A 16,637-nucleotide genomic window follows, 5' to 3' on the forward strand; every position below is an offset into this window, starting at 1 on the left:
GAATCGCTCGGTCGAGTGGCACATGCACTCAGACCCAGACAAATCAGTAACGGAAGAATAAACGGGCGGATTGCGCTCACCCCATGGATTTTGAGCAGGAGGATTGCTTCCGCGCCTGAGCGTGAACGTCGATAAACTGCTTGGATATCCCTCGCCTTGTTATCTTGTAGACTGCAGCAGGTGGCAGATTTCTCAATGTGCCGCCAATACGCCTAGCCTTCAGGCCCAGCCTATCAACTATGGGGCGTGGTATTGGACATCTTCGGCTATACGTGAATTGATAGAACGCGCCACCAGGTTGCAGATAAGAGAACGCGCCGGCGAGAATTTTGATGACTTTGCGAGGTGGCATTGACAGAAGCGGCAGACCGCAGATCACTGCACCAACCGATCCATTGGGGAAAAGATTTTCGTTGGCAATTTTCGCGGCGTCCAATTGGAGAATACGCGCTTCAGGAAACTCGATTTCGAGGCGTTGAGCAAATTCCTCCCCACGTTCGACAAGCGTCAGATCACTTGACCGCACGCCACGCTCGAGAAGAGCTCGCGTGAAGACTCCAGTCCCTGGCCCCAGTTCCAGCACGGATCCAGCGGATGGCGAAATCTCCGACGTCATCAATCGCGCGAGGGCGTTGCTTGAGGGCGCAATCGCCGCAACCCGATGCGGATCGGCGATCAATGCTCGGACAAAGAGGAGGTGATCCAAGATCGGGTGATGAATGAAGTTCATCACGCCCATGCCTTCCAGCGCCAGCCCAAGACCACCAGTCCTTCGATGACGCTGAGCCCGATCACGGTCTTGAGCGCCAAAACCGACGTATTCGTATCTCCATTCATGAGCGCGGAGAAATATCCCACCGCGATAAAAAGCCCGTCCCATAGCAGAACTCCTAGCGTTGTCGCACTGACAAACTGCAAAAATTTCGTCCGCAACAATCCTGCAATTCCTGGCGCCATGATCCGGACGGTGGGGACCAACTGCGCGATCAGCGCGATTGACTGTTCATTAGAGCGAAATCGATCTTCCCATCGGCGATATTTTTCCGATGAAATCCCAATCATGCGCGCTGTCTCTTCGATAAAGCGGCCCGAGCGATGCTCGCCCACCGCCCTTCCAATCAAGTATAAAGGCAGGCAACCCAGCACGCTGCCAATCAGGCTGAAGGCCAGAGCTGTGGGCAGCGAGAAACTCCCTTCGGCCGCCGCCACCCCAATCACCACGAGCAATATGTGGGATGGAATTACCAATATGAGCCGCTCCAGGAATGTCGCGATCATCAGGGTTACGACTCCGAAAGCGGTTATAGTCGGAATAAGCGCGGCGAGTGGATCTGAGGTAAGCGTGTCAGGCATGATACCTTCCTTAGTTGGCCGCCGCGCTCCCATCGCGATGCAAGAGCGTCTCGCAGCTCAATCCCAGAAATGAGCAGGACGCGCAGGCGGCATCATGCCGCCTGCGGGGGGTACACGTCCCGCGGTCTTGTTCCGGGGGGAGGAACGCGACCGAAGAGGTTGCTATAAGCATCGGCAGGCATTGCTCTGTTGGCGCGGTTGCGTTCGACCAATGACTTGCCGACGCCGAGAACAGATCATCGATGACCCTGTCCCCTGGTCGAATGCACCGATTTAAATGCGATCGCCCGACCATCATTGGATGCTTGCGGCGCTGCTTCGTCCTCGGGATTTTCATGGACCAGACCTGTCCAACCCAGGAGCCGCTTGAGCACTTTTTCCAGATCGTCGACGAAGGTGAAGATGACCGGGATGACGATGAGGCTGAGCAGGGTCGACATCACCACACCGCCGATCACTACGATGGCCATCGGTTGGCGAAAACTTGAATCCCCACCGGTCAGGCTGAGCGCAGCCGGTAGCATGCCCGAGGCCATGGCAATGGTAGTCATGACGATCGGCCGCGCGCGCTTATGGCAGGCGTCGACGAGGGCATCGAACCGCGACATGCCTTGCTGACGCGACATTATCGCGTATTCGATCAGCAGAATGGAGTTCTTCGTCACCACGCCCATCAGCATCAACAGGCCGATGACGGCCGGCATCGAGAAGCTGGTTCCCGTCACCACAAGCGGCACCAGTGCGCCGCCAAGCGAGAGGGGCAGGGCCATCAGCAGCGTGAGCGGCTGCAGGAAATCGTGGAACAGGAGGACGAGCACTGCGTAGATGCAGAACACGCCGATGGCCATCGCGAGCGCGAAGCTCTGGAACAGCTCGGAGCTGCGCTGAAGTTCGCCCTGTTCCACCAGCGTAACGCCCGGCGGCAGATGCTGGAGCGCCGGCAGCGCCTTCGCCTCGCGGTTGACATCGCCCAGGATGCGGCCGTTGAGCTCGACGGAAACGGTGACATTGCGCATGCGGTCGATGCGGTCGATCTCCGAGGGGCTGCCGCCGATGCGGATATCAGCAATCGAGCCGAGATCGACATTGCCGTTGGTGCCGGCGACGCGCATGTTCTTGATGTCGTCGAGATTGGTGCGCGCCTCCGGCGAGAAGCGGACGACGATCGGGATCTGCCGCTGCGGCAGGTTGAGCTTCGGCAGATCGGAGGAATATTCCCCATTCGTCGCCACGCGCACGGCGCTGGCGATCGCATTCGACGTTACCCCGAGTGCCGCGGCGCGCGCAAAATCGGGCGTGATCTGGATTTCCGGCGCCTGCCTTGCCGCAGTCGATGTCACCGCTCCGATACCCTGCAACGTGCGCAGTTGCTCCTCCAGCGCCGTGCCTGCGCTGTCGAGCGCATTGGCATCATCGCTGGCAAGGGTGATATCGAGCTTGGTGCCGTTGCCGCCGCTGCCGACCTCGATTCGCACTCCGGGAAGGACAGCGAGCGCCCGTCGGATATCGTTTTCGATTGCCGGCTGCTTGCGGTCGCGATCGGCGATCGGAGTCAGCACTGCGACGATCGTGGCCGAACCAATATCGCTGGTAGTCGTGACGTTTGGCCCACCGCCGTTCGAAGATGCCGTACCGACGGAAGAGAAGACACGCGTGACATCGCGCAGCTTGCCGACGATATCGGCGGCTCTTTTGGTCATCGCATCCGTCTGCTCGATGGTGGCGCCCGGCTGCATCGTAAGCGTGATCTGGGTTCGCGCGTCGTCGGAAGCGGGTATGAAGCCCGACTTCAGCAAGGGGATGGTGGCGAGCGAAAGCGCAACGACGACGGCAGTCACGGCCACCGTGGTCTTTCTGTGATCGAGGGCCGCTTTCGCGACAGCCATATAGGCGCGCATGATACGGCCATCCTTCTGCTCCGTTGAGTGCGCCTTCATGAAATAGGCCGCCATCATCGGCGTCAGCAGTCGGGCAACGACAAGTGACGCGAGAACGGCAACGGCCGCTGTGATGCCGAACTGGCGAAACACAAGGCCTGGTATGCCGCTCATGAATGCGGTCGGCAGGAAGACCGCGACCAGCGTGAAGGTGGTCGCGATGACGGCGAGGCCGATTTCATTGGCCGCTTCGAGAGCGGCATCCATCGGCCGCTTGCCCATCTGCAGATGGCGGGCGATGTTTTCGATCTCGACAATTGCGTCGTCAACGAGGATTCCGACCACCAGCGACAGTGCCAGCAGCGTGACGATGTTCAGGCTGAAGCCGGCCAGGTACATGATCAGAAAGGTCGGGATGACCGACAAGGGCAGCGCCACGGCCGAAAGGATGGTTGCGCGCCAGTCCCGAAGGAAGAGCCAGACGACAACTATCGCCAGGATAGCCCCCTCATACAGCATATCCATCGAACCATGGTAGTTATCCATGATCCGGCCGATGGTGCTGTAAGCCTCGTCGATTCGGACATTGGGATGCGCGGCAGCGAAGCGCTTGATCGCCGCGCTAACGTCGGCAGCGACACCGCTATCCGAAAAACCGTTCGAACGCTTGATCTCAACGGCGATCACCGGCTTGCCGTCGAGATATGCGATCGAGGAGCGCTCCGCGAAACTGTCCGTGACGGAGGCGACATCGTCGAGGCGGGCCTGCTGGCCGTTGGCCAGGGGTATCCGCAGCGCTTTCAAGGTTTCGACCGAAGGCAGCGCGCCCAGCGTGCGCAATGTCTGGCGGTTGCCGCCAATCTCTCCAAGACCGCCCGACGTGTCGGCTTGAACGGCCTTCAATTGTGCCGATACTGTCGCTGCCGTAACGCCGAACGACGCCATCGTCGACGGATCGAGATCGACATGTACTTCGCGGTCGATTCCGCCGATACGATTGACCTGACCGACACCTTGTACCGACAGCAGGGCCTTGGTCAGATCATTGTCGACAAACCAGGAAAGCTCGGTCTCGTTGAGATCGGTCGAGCGGATGGCATAGGTAACGAGCGCGGAGCTCTGCACCGTAACCTTTGTGACAGTCGGCGTCTCCATTTGCGAGGGCAGATCGGCCTTGACGCTGTCAACGGCGTTGCGGACCTCGTTGAGGGCTGCCTCGCTGTCCTTCTCCAGCTTGAAGGAAACCTTGATCGAGACGGTGCCGTCGGTGATCGTCGTGGTGATGTGGTCGAGATAGGACAGGGCAGCAAGACTGTCCTCGATGGTACGGGCAACTTCCGTCTCGAGCTGTGTTGGCGCAGCCCCATCGAGTTTTGCCGTGATGGTGATGGTCGGAAGGTCCATATCAGGGAAATTCTGGATCGCCAGATGCCTGAAGGCCAGCAGCCCGCCGACGGCAAGCATGACAAACAGCAGGATCGCCGGGACAGGGTTGCGGATCGAGAAGGCGGAGAAATTCATCAGTTCTTCTCCGCAATCTTCACGAGATCATTATCCGACAGAAAGGCACCGCCCGAGGTGACGACCTTCGACGAAGCATCTATGCCCGACACGATTTCGACCTTGCCATTGTCGCGACGGCCGGTTTCCACACGGATCCTCCGCACGCGACTGTCCTGGCCTGCTACGAAGACGTAGCTGATGCCGTCCCGAAACACGATCGCCGTCTCGGGAACGGTCAGGGCCGGAGTGGTCTGCAATTCGATACTGCCAGTGACATAAAGGCCGGTGCGCGGACGGATATCGGCCGGAAGTGCGACATAGACGATCGCCCGACTGGTGTCGGTGCTGACCGAGGGACCGACAAGCCGCACCTTGCCTTCGATTGCATGCCCGTCCGGCCCGTTGATCTTGACGCTCAAACCATCCGAAATGCGTGGCAAATATCGCGCCGATACTTCAGCCTGCCATTCGACCCTTTGCTGGCGCACCATGCGGAACAGCTCGGTGCCGGTGGAAACGACCGCGCCAAGGTTGGCGGAGCGCGAGGTTATCAGCCCATCGTCGGCGGCGACGATAGTCGTTTGCCCGAGTTTGATCTTCTCGCTGTCGAGGGTCGCCTCCTCGGATGCCAGGCTTGCCGTCGCCGTCTGCTCGTCGGCGAAATATTCAGTGATTTTCTCGGCGGACAGGGCGCCTGACGACTGAAGCTGGCGCGCGCGATCCGCATTCGCCTTGGCCTTGGCCAAGTTGGCCCGTGCGGTGACGACGGCCGCCTCCTGCTTGCGGATGTCGGCGAGCACGCTGTCCTGGGATAATCGCACCAGGGTCTGTCCTTTTTTCACCACGGAGCCGACATCGACCAGGACATCCGTGATGCGAAGCCCACTCGTCTCTGAGGCGACGATAGCCTCCTGCCACGGCTTCAGCCAGCCGCTCGCGGGAACGGTCTCTGGCCACTCCCGCTGCAGCGGCGCCGTCAGGGATACGGTGAGCGCGGGCGCCTGTTCGGCTGCGGCATTGCAGCTGTGAAGCAGAACCATCATGGTAATGCGCACAGTGGCGAATCTTATGGACGACTTTCTCAACAACGTAATCCTTGCGGGCTTCACCGGCACGGCGCGCGGGCTTCTCCGCCCTGCGATCGATGCCGCTATGCCTATGAATACCCTGCCGAACGTTAAGTACGGTCAAGCTAGTGTTAAGTTAGGTAAAGATGAGTGGAGCACCCGCGCTCGTGGTGTATCAAGAGCCGTGGTGAACGACTGGCAGGTCACCAGACGGCAGTAACGTCAGCGCTCCAACTTCCCGGGCTCAAGGAGACACTCCATGAAAATGGCAATCATTGGCGCAACGCGTGGCATTGGCTTGGCTATGGTGCAAGCCGCCCTGAAAGACGGCCATGAGGTCACCGCGCTCGCCCGTGTGCCAAGCCGAATGCCAATTGACCACACACGATTACGCATCATGGCCGGAGATGCTCAGGACTTTGATGCGATCGTGAAGGTGGTGGAGGGGCAAGATGTCGTTTGTGATTGCTTGGGGACAGCAAATGTAACCCGACCCGTCACCATGTTCTCCTGCTGCGCGGAAAATCTTTCGAAAGCGCTCAAGCCGGAACAGCTACTCATCGCCGTTACAGGCATGGGGGCTGGCGACAGCAAAGGGCACGGGAGCTGGTTATACGACCATTTCTTTATGCCAATTGTACTGCGTCGTATTTACGCCGACAAAGATCGCCAGGAGCGCATCATCATGAGCAACATCGCCCGCTGGATCATCATCCGCCCTGGTTTCTTGAGTAATGGTCCTCGAATGGACCGCTATCGCGCTCTGACCGATCTGCGTGGCATCCACGGTGGCAGGATTTCACGTGCCGACGTTGCCGGGTTCATGCTCTCGCAGGCGAAGTCACCTCAGTTCATCGGTCAAACGCCTCTGCTGATCTATTGAGATCTTTGGCCGACACGGCGGAATTTGTCGGAGGGCGACCTGTTTGCGACCGGATGCAGGTGCCGACTGTATGGGTCAATCGCCGATAGGGGGTATGGAGACATGGCGAAGAAAGACGCATGCTTTGGAGAGGAAAGCGGAAGAATGCGTTGCTGGCACTCTGGCGAGAATCTGCCTTTCACCGCCGGTCGTTTCGTAAGCCGTGCCTATTTATAGCTTTCTATGCGTATCTTGTCCTTCTTAATGCCCGCCCCGCCTAGCGTTTCGACGACAGACGCAATAAGCCTTTTCGATCCGCATACGTAGAAGATCGCCTCATCGCTGCGGCCTCTCGCTACTGTCTTGACGGCAGCCGCGAATGCTTCCGGACGAACTGCGTTATAGTCAGATACAAGCGGCTCCAGCTCCTTGCCATAAAGGAAATCGCCCCGCTGTACCTGGACCACAGCCATCTGATGATCGCCTCTCTTGTGTGCCTCGAGGATCATCGAGCGAAATGGCGTCATCCCCACCCCACCCGCTATGAAAACCAGGCTGCCGGTTCCGCGATCGGGTAGTTTGACGTGCGCGCCCGTACCAAACAAGCTTATCGTGTCATGCGGCCGAAGCGCGTTCATCTTTTCCTTGAATTTGCTATTCGATCCGACATGCATGCTGAACATGAGCTCAGGATCCCCGGGCACTGACGCGAAGGACATCTCGCGCACAGAACCCAGGAAGTCGAACCGACTGCCAACTCTCAAGTGAGTATATTGCCCCGCTTTATAGGTGACGCCGGTCGCATCGAAGAAAAACGAGTAGACGTCGTCGTATTCGTGAACTTTTTTCGTGAAGGTGATTCTCATCTGGGTTTCTTTTTTACCTGCGCCGTATTCACTAAAAGCGCCGTTGCACTAGCTTGCCCGACCATCGAGGCCAACCATTGCTGCACTGTCGCGCCACAACCTCTCTTGAGCATCCCGGCTTCGCGCCAATTCGGATGGAATTGGAAAGGTCGGTTCTCCCTTGACCAGGGAAATGTAAATCCGGCCCCGCGGTGGGACGACTTCGCCGAGAGAGACTTCGGCCAATGCTTCGCCTGAACGTTCCGGTGTACCGATGACATATTCGGGACGGAAGAAGCCGACTAGACGGAAGACGGTATGCATGAGGAGCATTACGAACGCGCGCATAAGACGGGGACTGTCTCGACCCAACGATGTGCCACCGGTGAGGCCGGGACTGAAGGCGACCACGTTGATCTGGCGGGCCTTGACTTCGTCCAAGGCGGCGAAGGACTGCGCGGTCAGCAGGTTGCACAGCTTGGACGCTGCATAGGCTCGTATTCCCGAACCAAAGCCATTCTTGTCCGGATACGCTAGCCTATGTGGCTCAAGTGTCTTTGGTGCGATCGGAGTGACAGCGGGATCATGCGTTTCGCTTGTGGTGATGACCAGTCTGCCATGCTCGGCCATGCACGGCAGTAGCAGTCTGGCCAGCAGATAATGGGCCAGGTGATTGACCGCGAATGTCAGTTCGTAGCCGTCCGCACTCCGCCCCTCGTTGGTCGGGCTTTGCATGCCGGCGTTAAGTACCAGGATGTCGATGCGGGTACCGGCAAGGCGCCACATCACCGCTTCTGCAAATTGACGAACGCTGGCAAGCGAGGCGAGATCGAGCGGAATGACCTCGACGCCGGCCGGTGCCCTTCGTCCGCTTCCCCGCGCGCCAATTATGACGCGCATATCGGGCCGAGAGGCGATGTCCTCTAGCGCATGAGCGCCGAGGCCGGCTGTGACCCCGGTCATAACAACAACACGTTCTGATTTGGCTTGGTTCATGGCTGATTATCCTGTTCGAGCATCAGATTCTGCTTATGACGACGCGCTGAAACGCGGCGTTAGATGTCAGGGGGGCGTTTGGCGCGGTGCGTGACGACTTATCCCGTCCCGGAGCATGGCTGGAATCTCGGGGACGACGAATCTGGAGTGGTCGGAAGTTTGATGTGGCCGGTAAGGTAAACACCGGTACGTGGAGGGACATCGGGCGGCAGCGCGACATAGACGATCGCTTGCGTGTCCGCGTTGACCGAAGGTCCGACAAGCCTCACCTTGCCCTGAATAGCATGATCGTCAGGCCCATCGATATCGACGCTCAATCCTTCCGAGATTCGCGAAAGGTAACGTACCGGAACCTCCGCTTGCCATTCGACACGTTGCTGACGGACCAGACGGAACAGCTCTGCACCGGCCGAGATAGTCGCCCCGAGTTCGGCGGAGCGCGCAGTTATAATTCCGTCATCAATGGAATTGATGGTGGTCTGGGCGAGCTTGACCCTTTCGCCGGCAAGCGCCGCTTCCTCCGACCCGAGGTTTGCCATCGCGATCTGTTCGTCTTCAAGATACTCGCCGACCTTTCCATCGGAAAGCCCACCAGTCGCGCGAAACTGCCGTGCTCTTTCCGCATCGGCCTTTGCTTTCGCCAGATTTGCCCTGGCAGTCGCGACAGCCGCCTCATGCTTGCGAATGTCGGTCAGCACGCTATCCTGGGAAAGCCGAACAAGCGCCTGCCCCTTCGTGACCACGGATCCGAGATCGACCAGGACCTCGGTGATGTGGCCGCTCGTCTCCGAGGCGACGATCGCTTCCTGCCATGGCTTCAGCCACCCACTTGCCTGGACGGTTTCCGAGCAATCGCGCTGCGTTGGAGCCGCTAGCGAAATGGACAGGGCAGGTGCAGGGCCTTCCTCCATCATGGAGCTAAGGAAGACGGAAAGAAGAGCTGCCGCAACCAGCACGAGCGCGACCGTAATAAGCGGCTTTTTCAAAGATACATTCCTTGCGTTTCCGAAAGTGCATGACTTATCGCCCACGCGGGCATGCCACCTTGGGTACTAGTAGCCGTTCGAATGTTAAGTACGGTCAAGCAAGTGTTAAGTTAGGTAAATGTCGGTTTCGCTTCCGGATTTCTATTGTATGGAGCAAGCGTACAGAAGATGGACGAAGTGAATGACCAAAGTTCTCCTCATTGACGATGATGTCGAATTGACAACTCTGCTCCAGGAATATCTGACTGAGGAAGGGTATGACGTCGCAACTGACACGGACGGCCGTGCCGCAATCGCAGCGGCAGCCGGCAATACAGTCGACATCATCGTGCTCGACATCATGATGCCCCGGATGAACGGGATCGAGGCTCTGCAGCGTATCCGTAAGCTAAGCCAAATCCCTGTTCTGATGCTAACGGCAAGAGGCGATGATATCGACCGCATATCGGGACTGAACCTTGGCGCGGACGACTATGTACCGAAGCCCTGCTCGCCGGGCGAACTTGCAGCGAGGTTGCGGGCGATCTTGCGCCGGGTGCACCAACCGGCCTCGGGCGCGTCGACTGATGTCCTAGAGGTAGGACGACTAGTAATTTTTCCAGGCAAACGAACCGTCGAGTGGCGCGGCGAAGCCTTGGAGCTCACCGGCACCGAATTCACTCTGCTCGAAGTTCTCGCCCGGAACGCAGGTCAACTCGTATCGAAGCAGGACATATCCAAGCAGGCATTCGGAAAGCCACTTACGCCGTTCGACCGCCGCATAGACGTTCATATCAGCAGCGTTCGACAGAAACTAGGGCTGAGGGCCGACGGCCAGCCTTGGATAAGGTCTGTCCGCGGCCAAGGCTATCAACTTTTGGTGGAATGACCATGCCTCAACTTTTCTGGAAGTTCTTCAGGGTCATCTGGCTCACACTGGCTGTGTCCGTCGCAATCATAATTCTGATCGTCAAGTTTCTTCAGGCTGCTCCCTTCGAGCGGGAGATGGCAGCGGAGCGACGGGCGCTTGTCTCGAACTTGGCCGCGAATGTGCTTGTAACGGACGGCGAAGATGCCGCCATGCATTTCGCACGAGCAAGCGAAGAGACACTGCCATTGGGCCTGACCATTTCAAAGGTCACCGACGCCACAGCATGTGCGCAGAAGGACACCGCAGATACGCGATTCGTTCAAAAGGACGGGGCTTGCTATCGAGTTTCGGTGCCGAACCTCACTAGCTTCAGCGTCAAGGATCTCGCTCCGTTGATACCTTGGTTTACGATCCTCGTTTCGAGTACGCTGTCTGCGGGTGCACTGGCTCGCTATCTTGTTCGTCCAGTCGTGCATCTGCGTGATGGCTTGAGCGCGCTTGCTCACGGCCGATTCGACGTTCGTATCGGCAACAAGATGGGCGGTCGCAAGGATGAGGTTACGGCACTTGCGCATGATTTCGACTCCACGGCAGCCAGACTGGAGGAGCTTCAACAGGCGCAGCAGAGACTTTTCCACGATGTATCCCATGAACTGCGCTCTCCTTTGTCACGCCTGCAGGCGGTCGTGGGCGTTCTGCGGCAGAGCCCGAAGAAACTTAGTGCTATGCTCGACCGCATCGATCGCGAAGTCGAACGACTCGATGAACTGGTTGGTGAAGTCCTGACTCTTGCCAGATTGACGGCTCGATCCACGAGCCCGCTGAAGACGCAGACCCTTGATATCATTGAGCTCCTGAATGAGATCCTCGGTGACGCGGCGTTTGAGGCGGAGGCGAAAGACATCTCGATCACATCGGATGTCGACGGTGTCTTCCGAGCCGAAGTCGAGGGTGAACTAATCTACAGAGCGCTCGAAAACGTCCTACGCAACGCGGTCAAGTACACTGCTGAACATTCGCACATATCCGTTTTATGCGAACCCATGACCGATCTCCTCAAGATCTGCGTCACAGATCAGGGACCTGGCGTAAAGCGAGATGAACTCGAACGCATCTTTCAGCCATTCTCCCGTGGCAGCGACGCGATGCCGAAAGGCGGATACGGCCTTGGCCTCGCAATCACAAGGCAAGCGATCGAGCGGCATGGAGGTCGCGTGTACGCATCGTTACCGGCCAACGGTGGCTTGGCTATTACACTTGAGATTCCCCGGAGGGCGACGAAACATGCTCTCTCGATCCGGCGGGACTGAGACGATAGATCGATCAACAAACATACGCGAGACTGCCACTATGGTCGGGCAGGGACGCGCATTGACCCGTTCTGATTCCCGAAGTACACCTGCATATTTTACCTAACTTTACACTGCCTTTACAGCAGTTAACGTTCGCACTGCTAGATCTGGGTCATCGCAACCACTCAGAGATCTCGCAGATGGGCATTAGCTTCCAGCTTTCTGAAACACACCCGCAGGCAATACTCTGTCTGTTACTGCTATCGACGCTTTCGTCCTGCGCAAACGTGCCGCTGCAGCAAAAGGGAACACTTGGCTCCTACACGGGTATGACCCCCTCCGGAGGCACACTGACAAAAGCAAAGCTGCGCGTGGATCCGCAACCAGTTCTCGCTGCGAAGACGGTGCGCATCTTGCGGACCTCCACGCAGATCGGCAGCGCCAGCACAATCCAACCCAAAGATCTGGCGCTCGTCTCCAATGCCATCGACCGGGCGCTTTGCACCGATCTCGCCGACCGCTTCAGGATCGTCACTTCGGACCAACCAGCCGATCTCACCGTCCATGCCACTGTGACCGACATCGTTGCTACAAATAAGACGGTTGCTGCCACCTCTACCGTTACAACGCTCGGCGCGACGGTTGCTGCAGTCCCCGTCCCAGTCCCGCGGATACCGGTCGGCCTTGGTGGCTTGTCCGTTGAGGCGGAGGCGATTGCTCAGGACGGATCCCAGAAGGCAGCCATGCTGTGGTCGCGAGGCGCTAACATGCTGACGACGCCGCGATACTCCAGAGTGGGAGATGCGTACTCTTTGTCGTCTGCTTTCTCCAACGACTTCAGCCGCATGCTGGTCAAGGGGAAGGATCCTTTCAAGGGGTTGCCGGCGATACCCTCGATGCAAAGGATGCGAGTTTCGCTTGGCGGTGCTCCCAAATATGACGCCTGCAAGGCGTTCGGATCTGCCCCCGGCATCACGGGAGCCGTCGCCGGCCAGCTTGGCCTGCCGCCGAACTGGAGCGACAAGGGCGCCACCGTCCACCAATAGCAACAGAAAATCCATGTGCCGCAGCAGCGTTCGCTAGGCGGTTCGAGCAAATCAAGGAAGAAAGGACATCCACATGAAGATAGATCTAAAGATCATAACGGCAGCGGTTGCAATTCTCGCCGCAGACCACGTGCTTGCTGCACAGGGGCAGGCCTATCTGCAACCACAGAAGGCCGCCGCAGTTCTCGCCGATGGCGCCCCTTGGTCGGCCGATGCGCCGAATGGCAGATCCTTCAAACTCACCCTCAACAAGGACGGCACCGGAAGCATAAAGGGACCCATGTTCTTTTCGCTATCCGTCAGCTGGAAGGTCAAAGGCGATACGATGTGCCTGAATAACACGATGATGTCGAAGTGCCTGCGCTTCCGCGAGATTCCCGGCGGGCTTCAAGGCTGGAACGGCGATACGCCCGACTTGAAACTCACGCGCCCAGCAAATTGAATTTGCGGCGCCGGAGTTTGGCTTGCTGCTGGGGAGCGCATCACGCCCGAACCCGTCGGAACAAGTCTGAGTTGAAGCAACAGATCGTCCGGCTGACGCGCCGTCAGCTATCCGAAAAGACGTCGCTGCGTGCATGGCGGCGACGTTGAATAATCAGATGACCAACATTTTGTGAAATCCAATCCATGAGCAAGCGGAACCGCTACGTGACATCCCCACCGGCCGAAAATTTCGACGGAGTGCTCTTCGCCAATCCTGGCCATCCGGGAACGGATCGCTCCGTGGGAGATCTTTTCCGTTGGCAGCGGGAGCGCAGAGTGCCGTGGCCGAAGCGTATCGAAGTCGAGGGGACTGTACCAGAACGTCGCGTTTGCGGTCTGCGCGCCACTATGGTTGGGCATGCGACGGTTCTGATTCAGTCAGCTGGGCTGAATGTTTTGACGGATCCCGTCTGGTCCGAGCGCGCGGGGCCGCGTGGCTATATCGGCAGACGCCGAACCACTGCGCCCGGCATCGCGTTTGCGAACTTGCCGCCAATCGACGTGATCTTGCTCTCACATAACCACTACGACCACCTCGATCTGCCGAGTTTGAAAAGGCTGCATGAGCGCTATGCGCCCATTATCATCACACCCTTGGGCAATGAGACTATTGTCCGGCGTGCGGTTCCCGATGCCAAGGTCGTGACGGGCAACTGGGGTAGCAGCTTTGACCTGGCAAACGGCGTCACCGTAGATATCGTGCCGGCCAATCATTGGTCGGCACGTGGGTTGCGAGACCGTCGTATGGCGCTGTGGAGTGGCTTTATGCTGAGAACCAGGGCCGGCCTCATCTACTTCGCTGGCGATACCGCATATGGAACCGGTGCGATTTTCAGGGACATGCGCGCGGCTTACGGTCGACCAGATCTGGCACTGATTCCGATCGGCGCCTATGCGCCTCGCTGGTTCATGGCGCCCCAACATGTCGACCCGGCCGAGGCCGTGTTGATCATGCGCTCGTTGGAAGCCCGCAAGGCAGCGGGAATCCACTGGGGTACCTTTCGGCTGACGGATGAGCCCTGGGACGAACCGCCACGATTGCTCGCTCGAGCTTTGACGTCGCACGGCATGAGCCCGGCTTGTTTCGAGGCTTTGTGGCCAGGACAAGCCGTCAATGTTGCAACCGAATAAGGATCAAGAGTTTTCGCAGCAAGCAGCCTGCTGGCGTCCACCGCGTAGTTCGAGAGTTGTTGCCGCTTCCGTGTTCTTGCACCCGAGCGGGCCCAGTTCATCAACACGACCCGCACTAGTTCATCGTGCATATAGGAAGGAAACGAACATGTCAGACGTTCAAAATACGGTTCATTGGACATCCAGCAAGTTCAGCGACACCTTGATAATGGATGCACTGCTGAAACATGTCCTCGGCCTCATGCAATATGGCATGTGTGACCTGGGTGAGGTTTTTGAAGTCATCGGGCAATTGAAACCAAACGACGAAGAATGCTGGATTAACGCGTGGAGCGCGGTAGCGCAACGTCTACAAACCCGGGCTGAAGAGGCCGATCGGGCAGGCAAGCGCCTTACGGCCTCCTCCACATACCTTCGCGCTGCGACCTACTGGCGCGCCTCCCTGATGTATTTCAGCTATCCTGGAGATTCGCGTCTTACCGAACATGCGCACGCCAGTTCCAAGTGCTATGCGCGATACCTTGAGCTATCTGGTTATCCTGGAAAGTATGTTGAAATTCCGTACGAAGGCACGTTCCTTCCGGGACATTTCTTCAGATCTCCTGCTGCTGCAGAAAGCGCTCCGCTGCTCATCATCACGCCGGGTCGCGATACCTGGGCCGACGATACGTGCTGGGTTTACGATGCTGCAATGCGCCGTGGAATCCACTGCCTGGTCTACGACGGTCCCGGCCAAGGTCTGTCACTAAGACTCAATAATTTGCATTTTCGACCCGACTGGGAGAACGTCGTCAAGCCCGTCGTCGATTTTGCGCTCGAAATTCCTGGGATCGATCCGTCCAGGGTCGGTCTTATGGGCTTGAGTTTCGGCGCCTTTCTTTCCGTGCGGGCTGCAGCATTCGAAAAGCGCCTAAAGGTATGCGTTGCCGACCCCGGATCTTTGAGCTGGGGAGAAGCGATCCTCAACCATTTCCCGCCCCCCATCCGTCAACTGCTGATCGGAGATGGAGTGGACGCCCTTCCTGAGGCCTTTAAGCGCACGGCCCAGTACACGTCGCTCAAATGGCTCGTCAGAGATTATGCCTGGAAACACGGTGTACGTGAGCGGGAGGTGTTCAACGCCCTTCTGGCCTATGACAACGCCCCCGTGGTCGACCGAATTGAATGCGAAACGCTCGTCATGGACGGTACCGAAGAGATAGCGAAGGGAGAGGCCCAGAGGCTATTTGATGCTTTGAAATGCCCCAAGCATTACCTGTTATTTGACGAGGTCTCGACCGCACAGGCTCACTGCCAGATCGGCGCTTATTCCACCGCTTCAGCATGTTTGCTGGATTGGATTGAGGAGCGGCTCTGAGATGACAAACGAAAAATCCAGTTCCCAACGGCCCTCACTCGAAGAAATCCGCCGTTACATAGAAAGCTGGGGTGAAGAGCCCTTGGTAACTCACCAAATCGCGACGAATGTCTATTGGGTTGCCGGTGCAGGCGGAAATTCCGGAATAGTCGTTGGCCGTCGTGGCGTTGTTGTGATCGACGCAAAGGTCAGCTCCGGCGCGGGGAAAAGACTTCTGGACGAAGTCGCTCGGATCACATCCAATCCCGTTACGCACGTCATCCTTACGCACGGTGACGGCGATCATGTCATGGGGCTTGCGAGTTTTCCTGCGGGTGTGACCATCATCTCTCACGAGAACTGCAAGACAGACATGGAGGCTGCAAACGCTGTGGCACTCATGGGCCGGCTTCCTAGCAGGGCTTTGCCGAACTGCACCTTCACGACAAGATTCGCCTTAACGATTGAAGATGTCTGGTTCGAATTTTTTCACTTCGGTCCCTCGCACACCAGCGGCGACACCGTTGTCCACCTCCCGGACGAGAGGGTGATTTTCGCCGGTGACATCCTGGCGTGGGGCGGCAGTCCAACTCCCACGATACATGACGAGAAACATGGCTCGGCGAGTGGCTGGCTCGCCACTGTGCGGGAGATGCTCAAGCTTCCAGCCGACATCTTCGTAACTGGACATGGCGACCTGCAAACGAAGGTGGAGGTCCAGCAGAAGCTGGATGAGTTCCAGCAACAATACGATGAGATCCAAGTCATGGTCGCCCGGGGCAAATCCCTGGAGGAGGTGGAGGAGGCAATGGCGGTAGATTCACCAGCGCCACTCGCTGGAGGCCTTCGTTTGGCAAGTTTTGCATCTGTAGCCTACCACCAGCTCAAGAAGACGAAAGTAGGAGATTGATGATGCATATGGAAGCGCTGGACCATACGACCGCGATATTCGTTGTTCAGCGTTTTCGTCGAGCTCGACGGTGGTCAACTTTCGGGTTGTGTCTAGCTAA

15 protein-coding genes and 1 pseudogene are annotated in these 16,637 nt (G+C 58.0%); 9 read left to right on the forward strand and 7 right to left on the reverse strand.

The genetic code is table 11. From position 1 onward, the window contains the following. Positions 1 to 76: 76 nt before the first annotated feature. The 4 genes from PH547_RS27135 to PH547_RS27150 all read right to left on the reverse strand — a co-directional run bounded on the left by PH547_RS27135 (position 77) and on the right by PH547_RS27150 (position 5,776). The gene (locus PH547_RS27135) at positions 77 to 730 is read right to left on the reverse strand and encodes a class I SAM-dependent methyltransferase (RefSeq protein ID WP_112400485.1); all 654 of its coding nucleotides are present in this window, start codon (positions 728 to 730) and stop codon (positions 77 to 79) included. Beyond that, the gene (locus tag PH547_RS27140; protein WP_162701029.1) at positions 730 to 1,353 is read right to left on the reverse strand and encodes a DedA family protein; all 624 of its coding nucleotides are present in this window, start codon (positions 1,351 to 1,353) and stop codon (positions 730 to 732) included. The genes PH547_RS27135 and PH547_RS27140 overlap by 1 nt, the downstream gene beginning before the upstream one ends. Before the next feature lie 236 nt (positions 1,354 to 1,589). Next, a complete protein-coding gene (locus tag PH547_RS27145; protein ID WP_112400434.1) occupies positions 1,590 to 4,751 on the reverse strand; it encodes an efflux RND transporter permease subunit in 3,162 nt (1,053 codons plus the stop codon). Next, positions 4,751 to 5,776 carry an efflux RND transporter periplasmic adaptor subunit gene (locus PH547_RS27150; RefSeq protein ID WP_112400435.1) on the reverse strand — a complete coding sequence of 342 codons (1,026 nt, stop codon included), beginning with the start codon at positions 5,774 to 5,776 and terminating at the stop codon, positions 4,751 to 4,753. Before PH547_RS27150 ends, PH547_RS27145 begins: the two co-directional genes overlap by 1 nt. Positions 5,777 to 5,801: 25 nt before the next feature. Here PH547_RS27150 and PH547_RS27155 point away from each other — a divergent pair, with 25 nt between their 5' ends. Continuing rightward, the gene (locus PH547_RS27155; protein WP_162701030.1) at positions 5,802 to 6,020 is read left to right on the forward strand and encodes a hypothetical protein; all 219 of its coding nucleotides are present in this window, start codon (positions 5,802 to 5,804) and stop codon (positions 6,018 to 6,020) included. Between the two features lie 39 nt (positions 6,021 to 6,059). Then, positions 6,060 to 6,683 carry an NAD(P)-dependent oxidoreductase gene (locus PH547_RS27160; RefSeq protein ID WP_112400437.1) on the forward strand — a complete coding sequence of 208 codons (624 nt, stop codon included), beginning with the start codon at positions 6,060 to 6,062 and terminating at the stop codon, positions 6,681 to 6,683. Between the two features lie 206 nt (positions 6,684 to 6,889). Here the strand turns inward: PH547_RS27160 and PH547_RS27165 are convergent, their stop codons facing one another. The 3 genes and pseudogenes from PH547_RS27165 to PH547_RS27175 all read right to left on the reverse strand — a co-directional run. Then, positions 6,890 to 7,528 (reverse strand): FAD-dependent oxidoreductase, encoded by a 639-nt coding sequence (locus PH547_RS27165; protein ID WP_112400438.1) that lies wholly within the window; start codon positions 7,526 to 7,528, stop codon positions 6,890 to 6,892. A gap of 48 nt (positions 7,529 to 7,576) precedes the next feature. Beyond that, entirely contained in the window at positions 7,577 to 8,503 is a 927-nt protein-coding gene (locus PH547_RS27170; protein ID WP_285169940.1) for an SDR family NAD(P)-dependent oxidoreductase, read from the reverse strand. 96 nt (positions 8,504 to 8,599) lie between these two features. After that, positions 8,600 to 9,489: pseudogene (locus tag PH547_RS27175) on the reverse strand (efflux RND transporter periplasmic adaptor subunit); the annotation flags it as partial. Positions 9,490 to 9,670: 181 nt separating this feature from the next. Between PH547_RS27175 and PH547_RS27180 the strand changes: the two are divergent. The 7 genes from PH547_RS27180 (at position 9,671) to PH547_RS27210 (ending at position 16,537) form a co-directional block, all read left to right on the forward strand. Then, a complete protein-coding gene (locus tag PH547_RS27180) occupies positions 9,671 to 10,357 on the forward strand; it encodes a response regulator (RefSeq protein WP_112400440.1) in 687 nt (228 codons plus the stop codon). Between the two features lie 2 nt (positions 10,358 to 10,359). Further along, positions 10,360 to 11,649, forward strand: a complete 1,290-nt coding sequence (locus PH547_RS27185) for a HAMP domain-containing sensor histidine kinase (RefSeq protein ID WP_112400441.1) — start codon at positions 10,360 to 10,362, stop codon at positions 11,647 to 11,649. A 182-nt stretch (positions 11,650 to 11,831) separates the two neighbouring features. Further along, entirely contained in the window at positions 11,832 to 12,677 is an 846-nt protein-coding gene (locus PH547_RS27190) for a DUF3313 domain-containing protein (RefSeq protein ID WP_112400442.1), read from the forward strand. Positions 12,678 to 12,750: 73 nt separating this feature from the next. Then, complete coding sequence (locus PH547_RS27195; protein WP_112400443.1) at positions 12,751 to 13,119, forward strand: hypothetical protein; 369 nt, start codon at positions 12,751 to 12,753, stop codon at positions 13,117 to 13,119. A 185-nt stretch (positions 13,120 to 13,304) separates the two neighbouring features. Beyond that, the gene (locus PH547_RS27200) at positions 13,305 to 14,291 is read left to right on the forward strand and encodes an MBL fold metallo-hydrolase (protein ID WP_112400444.1); all 987 of its coding nucleotides are present in this window, start codon (positions 13,305 to 13,307) and stop codon (positions 14,289 to 14,291) included. Positions 14,292 to 14,439: 148 nt separating this feature from the next. Then, positions 14,440 to 15,648 (forward strand): alpha/beta hydrolase family protein, encoded by a 1,209-nt coding sequence (locus tag PH547_RS27205; protein ID WP_112400445.1) that lies wholly within the window; start codon positions 14,440 to 14,442, stop codon positions 15,646 to 15,648. A 1-nt stretch (position 15,649) separates the two neighbouring features. Then, positions 15,650 to 16,537: an MBL fold metallo-hydrolase gene (locus tag PH547_RS27210; protein WP_112400446.1), complete on the forward strand. Its 888-nt coding sequence runs from the start codon at positions 15,650 to 15,652 to the stop codon at positions 16,535 to 16,537. Positions 16,538 to 16,637 lie beyond the last annotated feature (100 nt).

It is taken from the genome of Rhizobium cerradonense, from assembly GCF_030182455.1.
GTDB lineage: Bacteria > Pseudomonadota > Alphaproteobacteria > Rhizobiales > Rhizobiaceae > Rhizobium.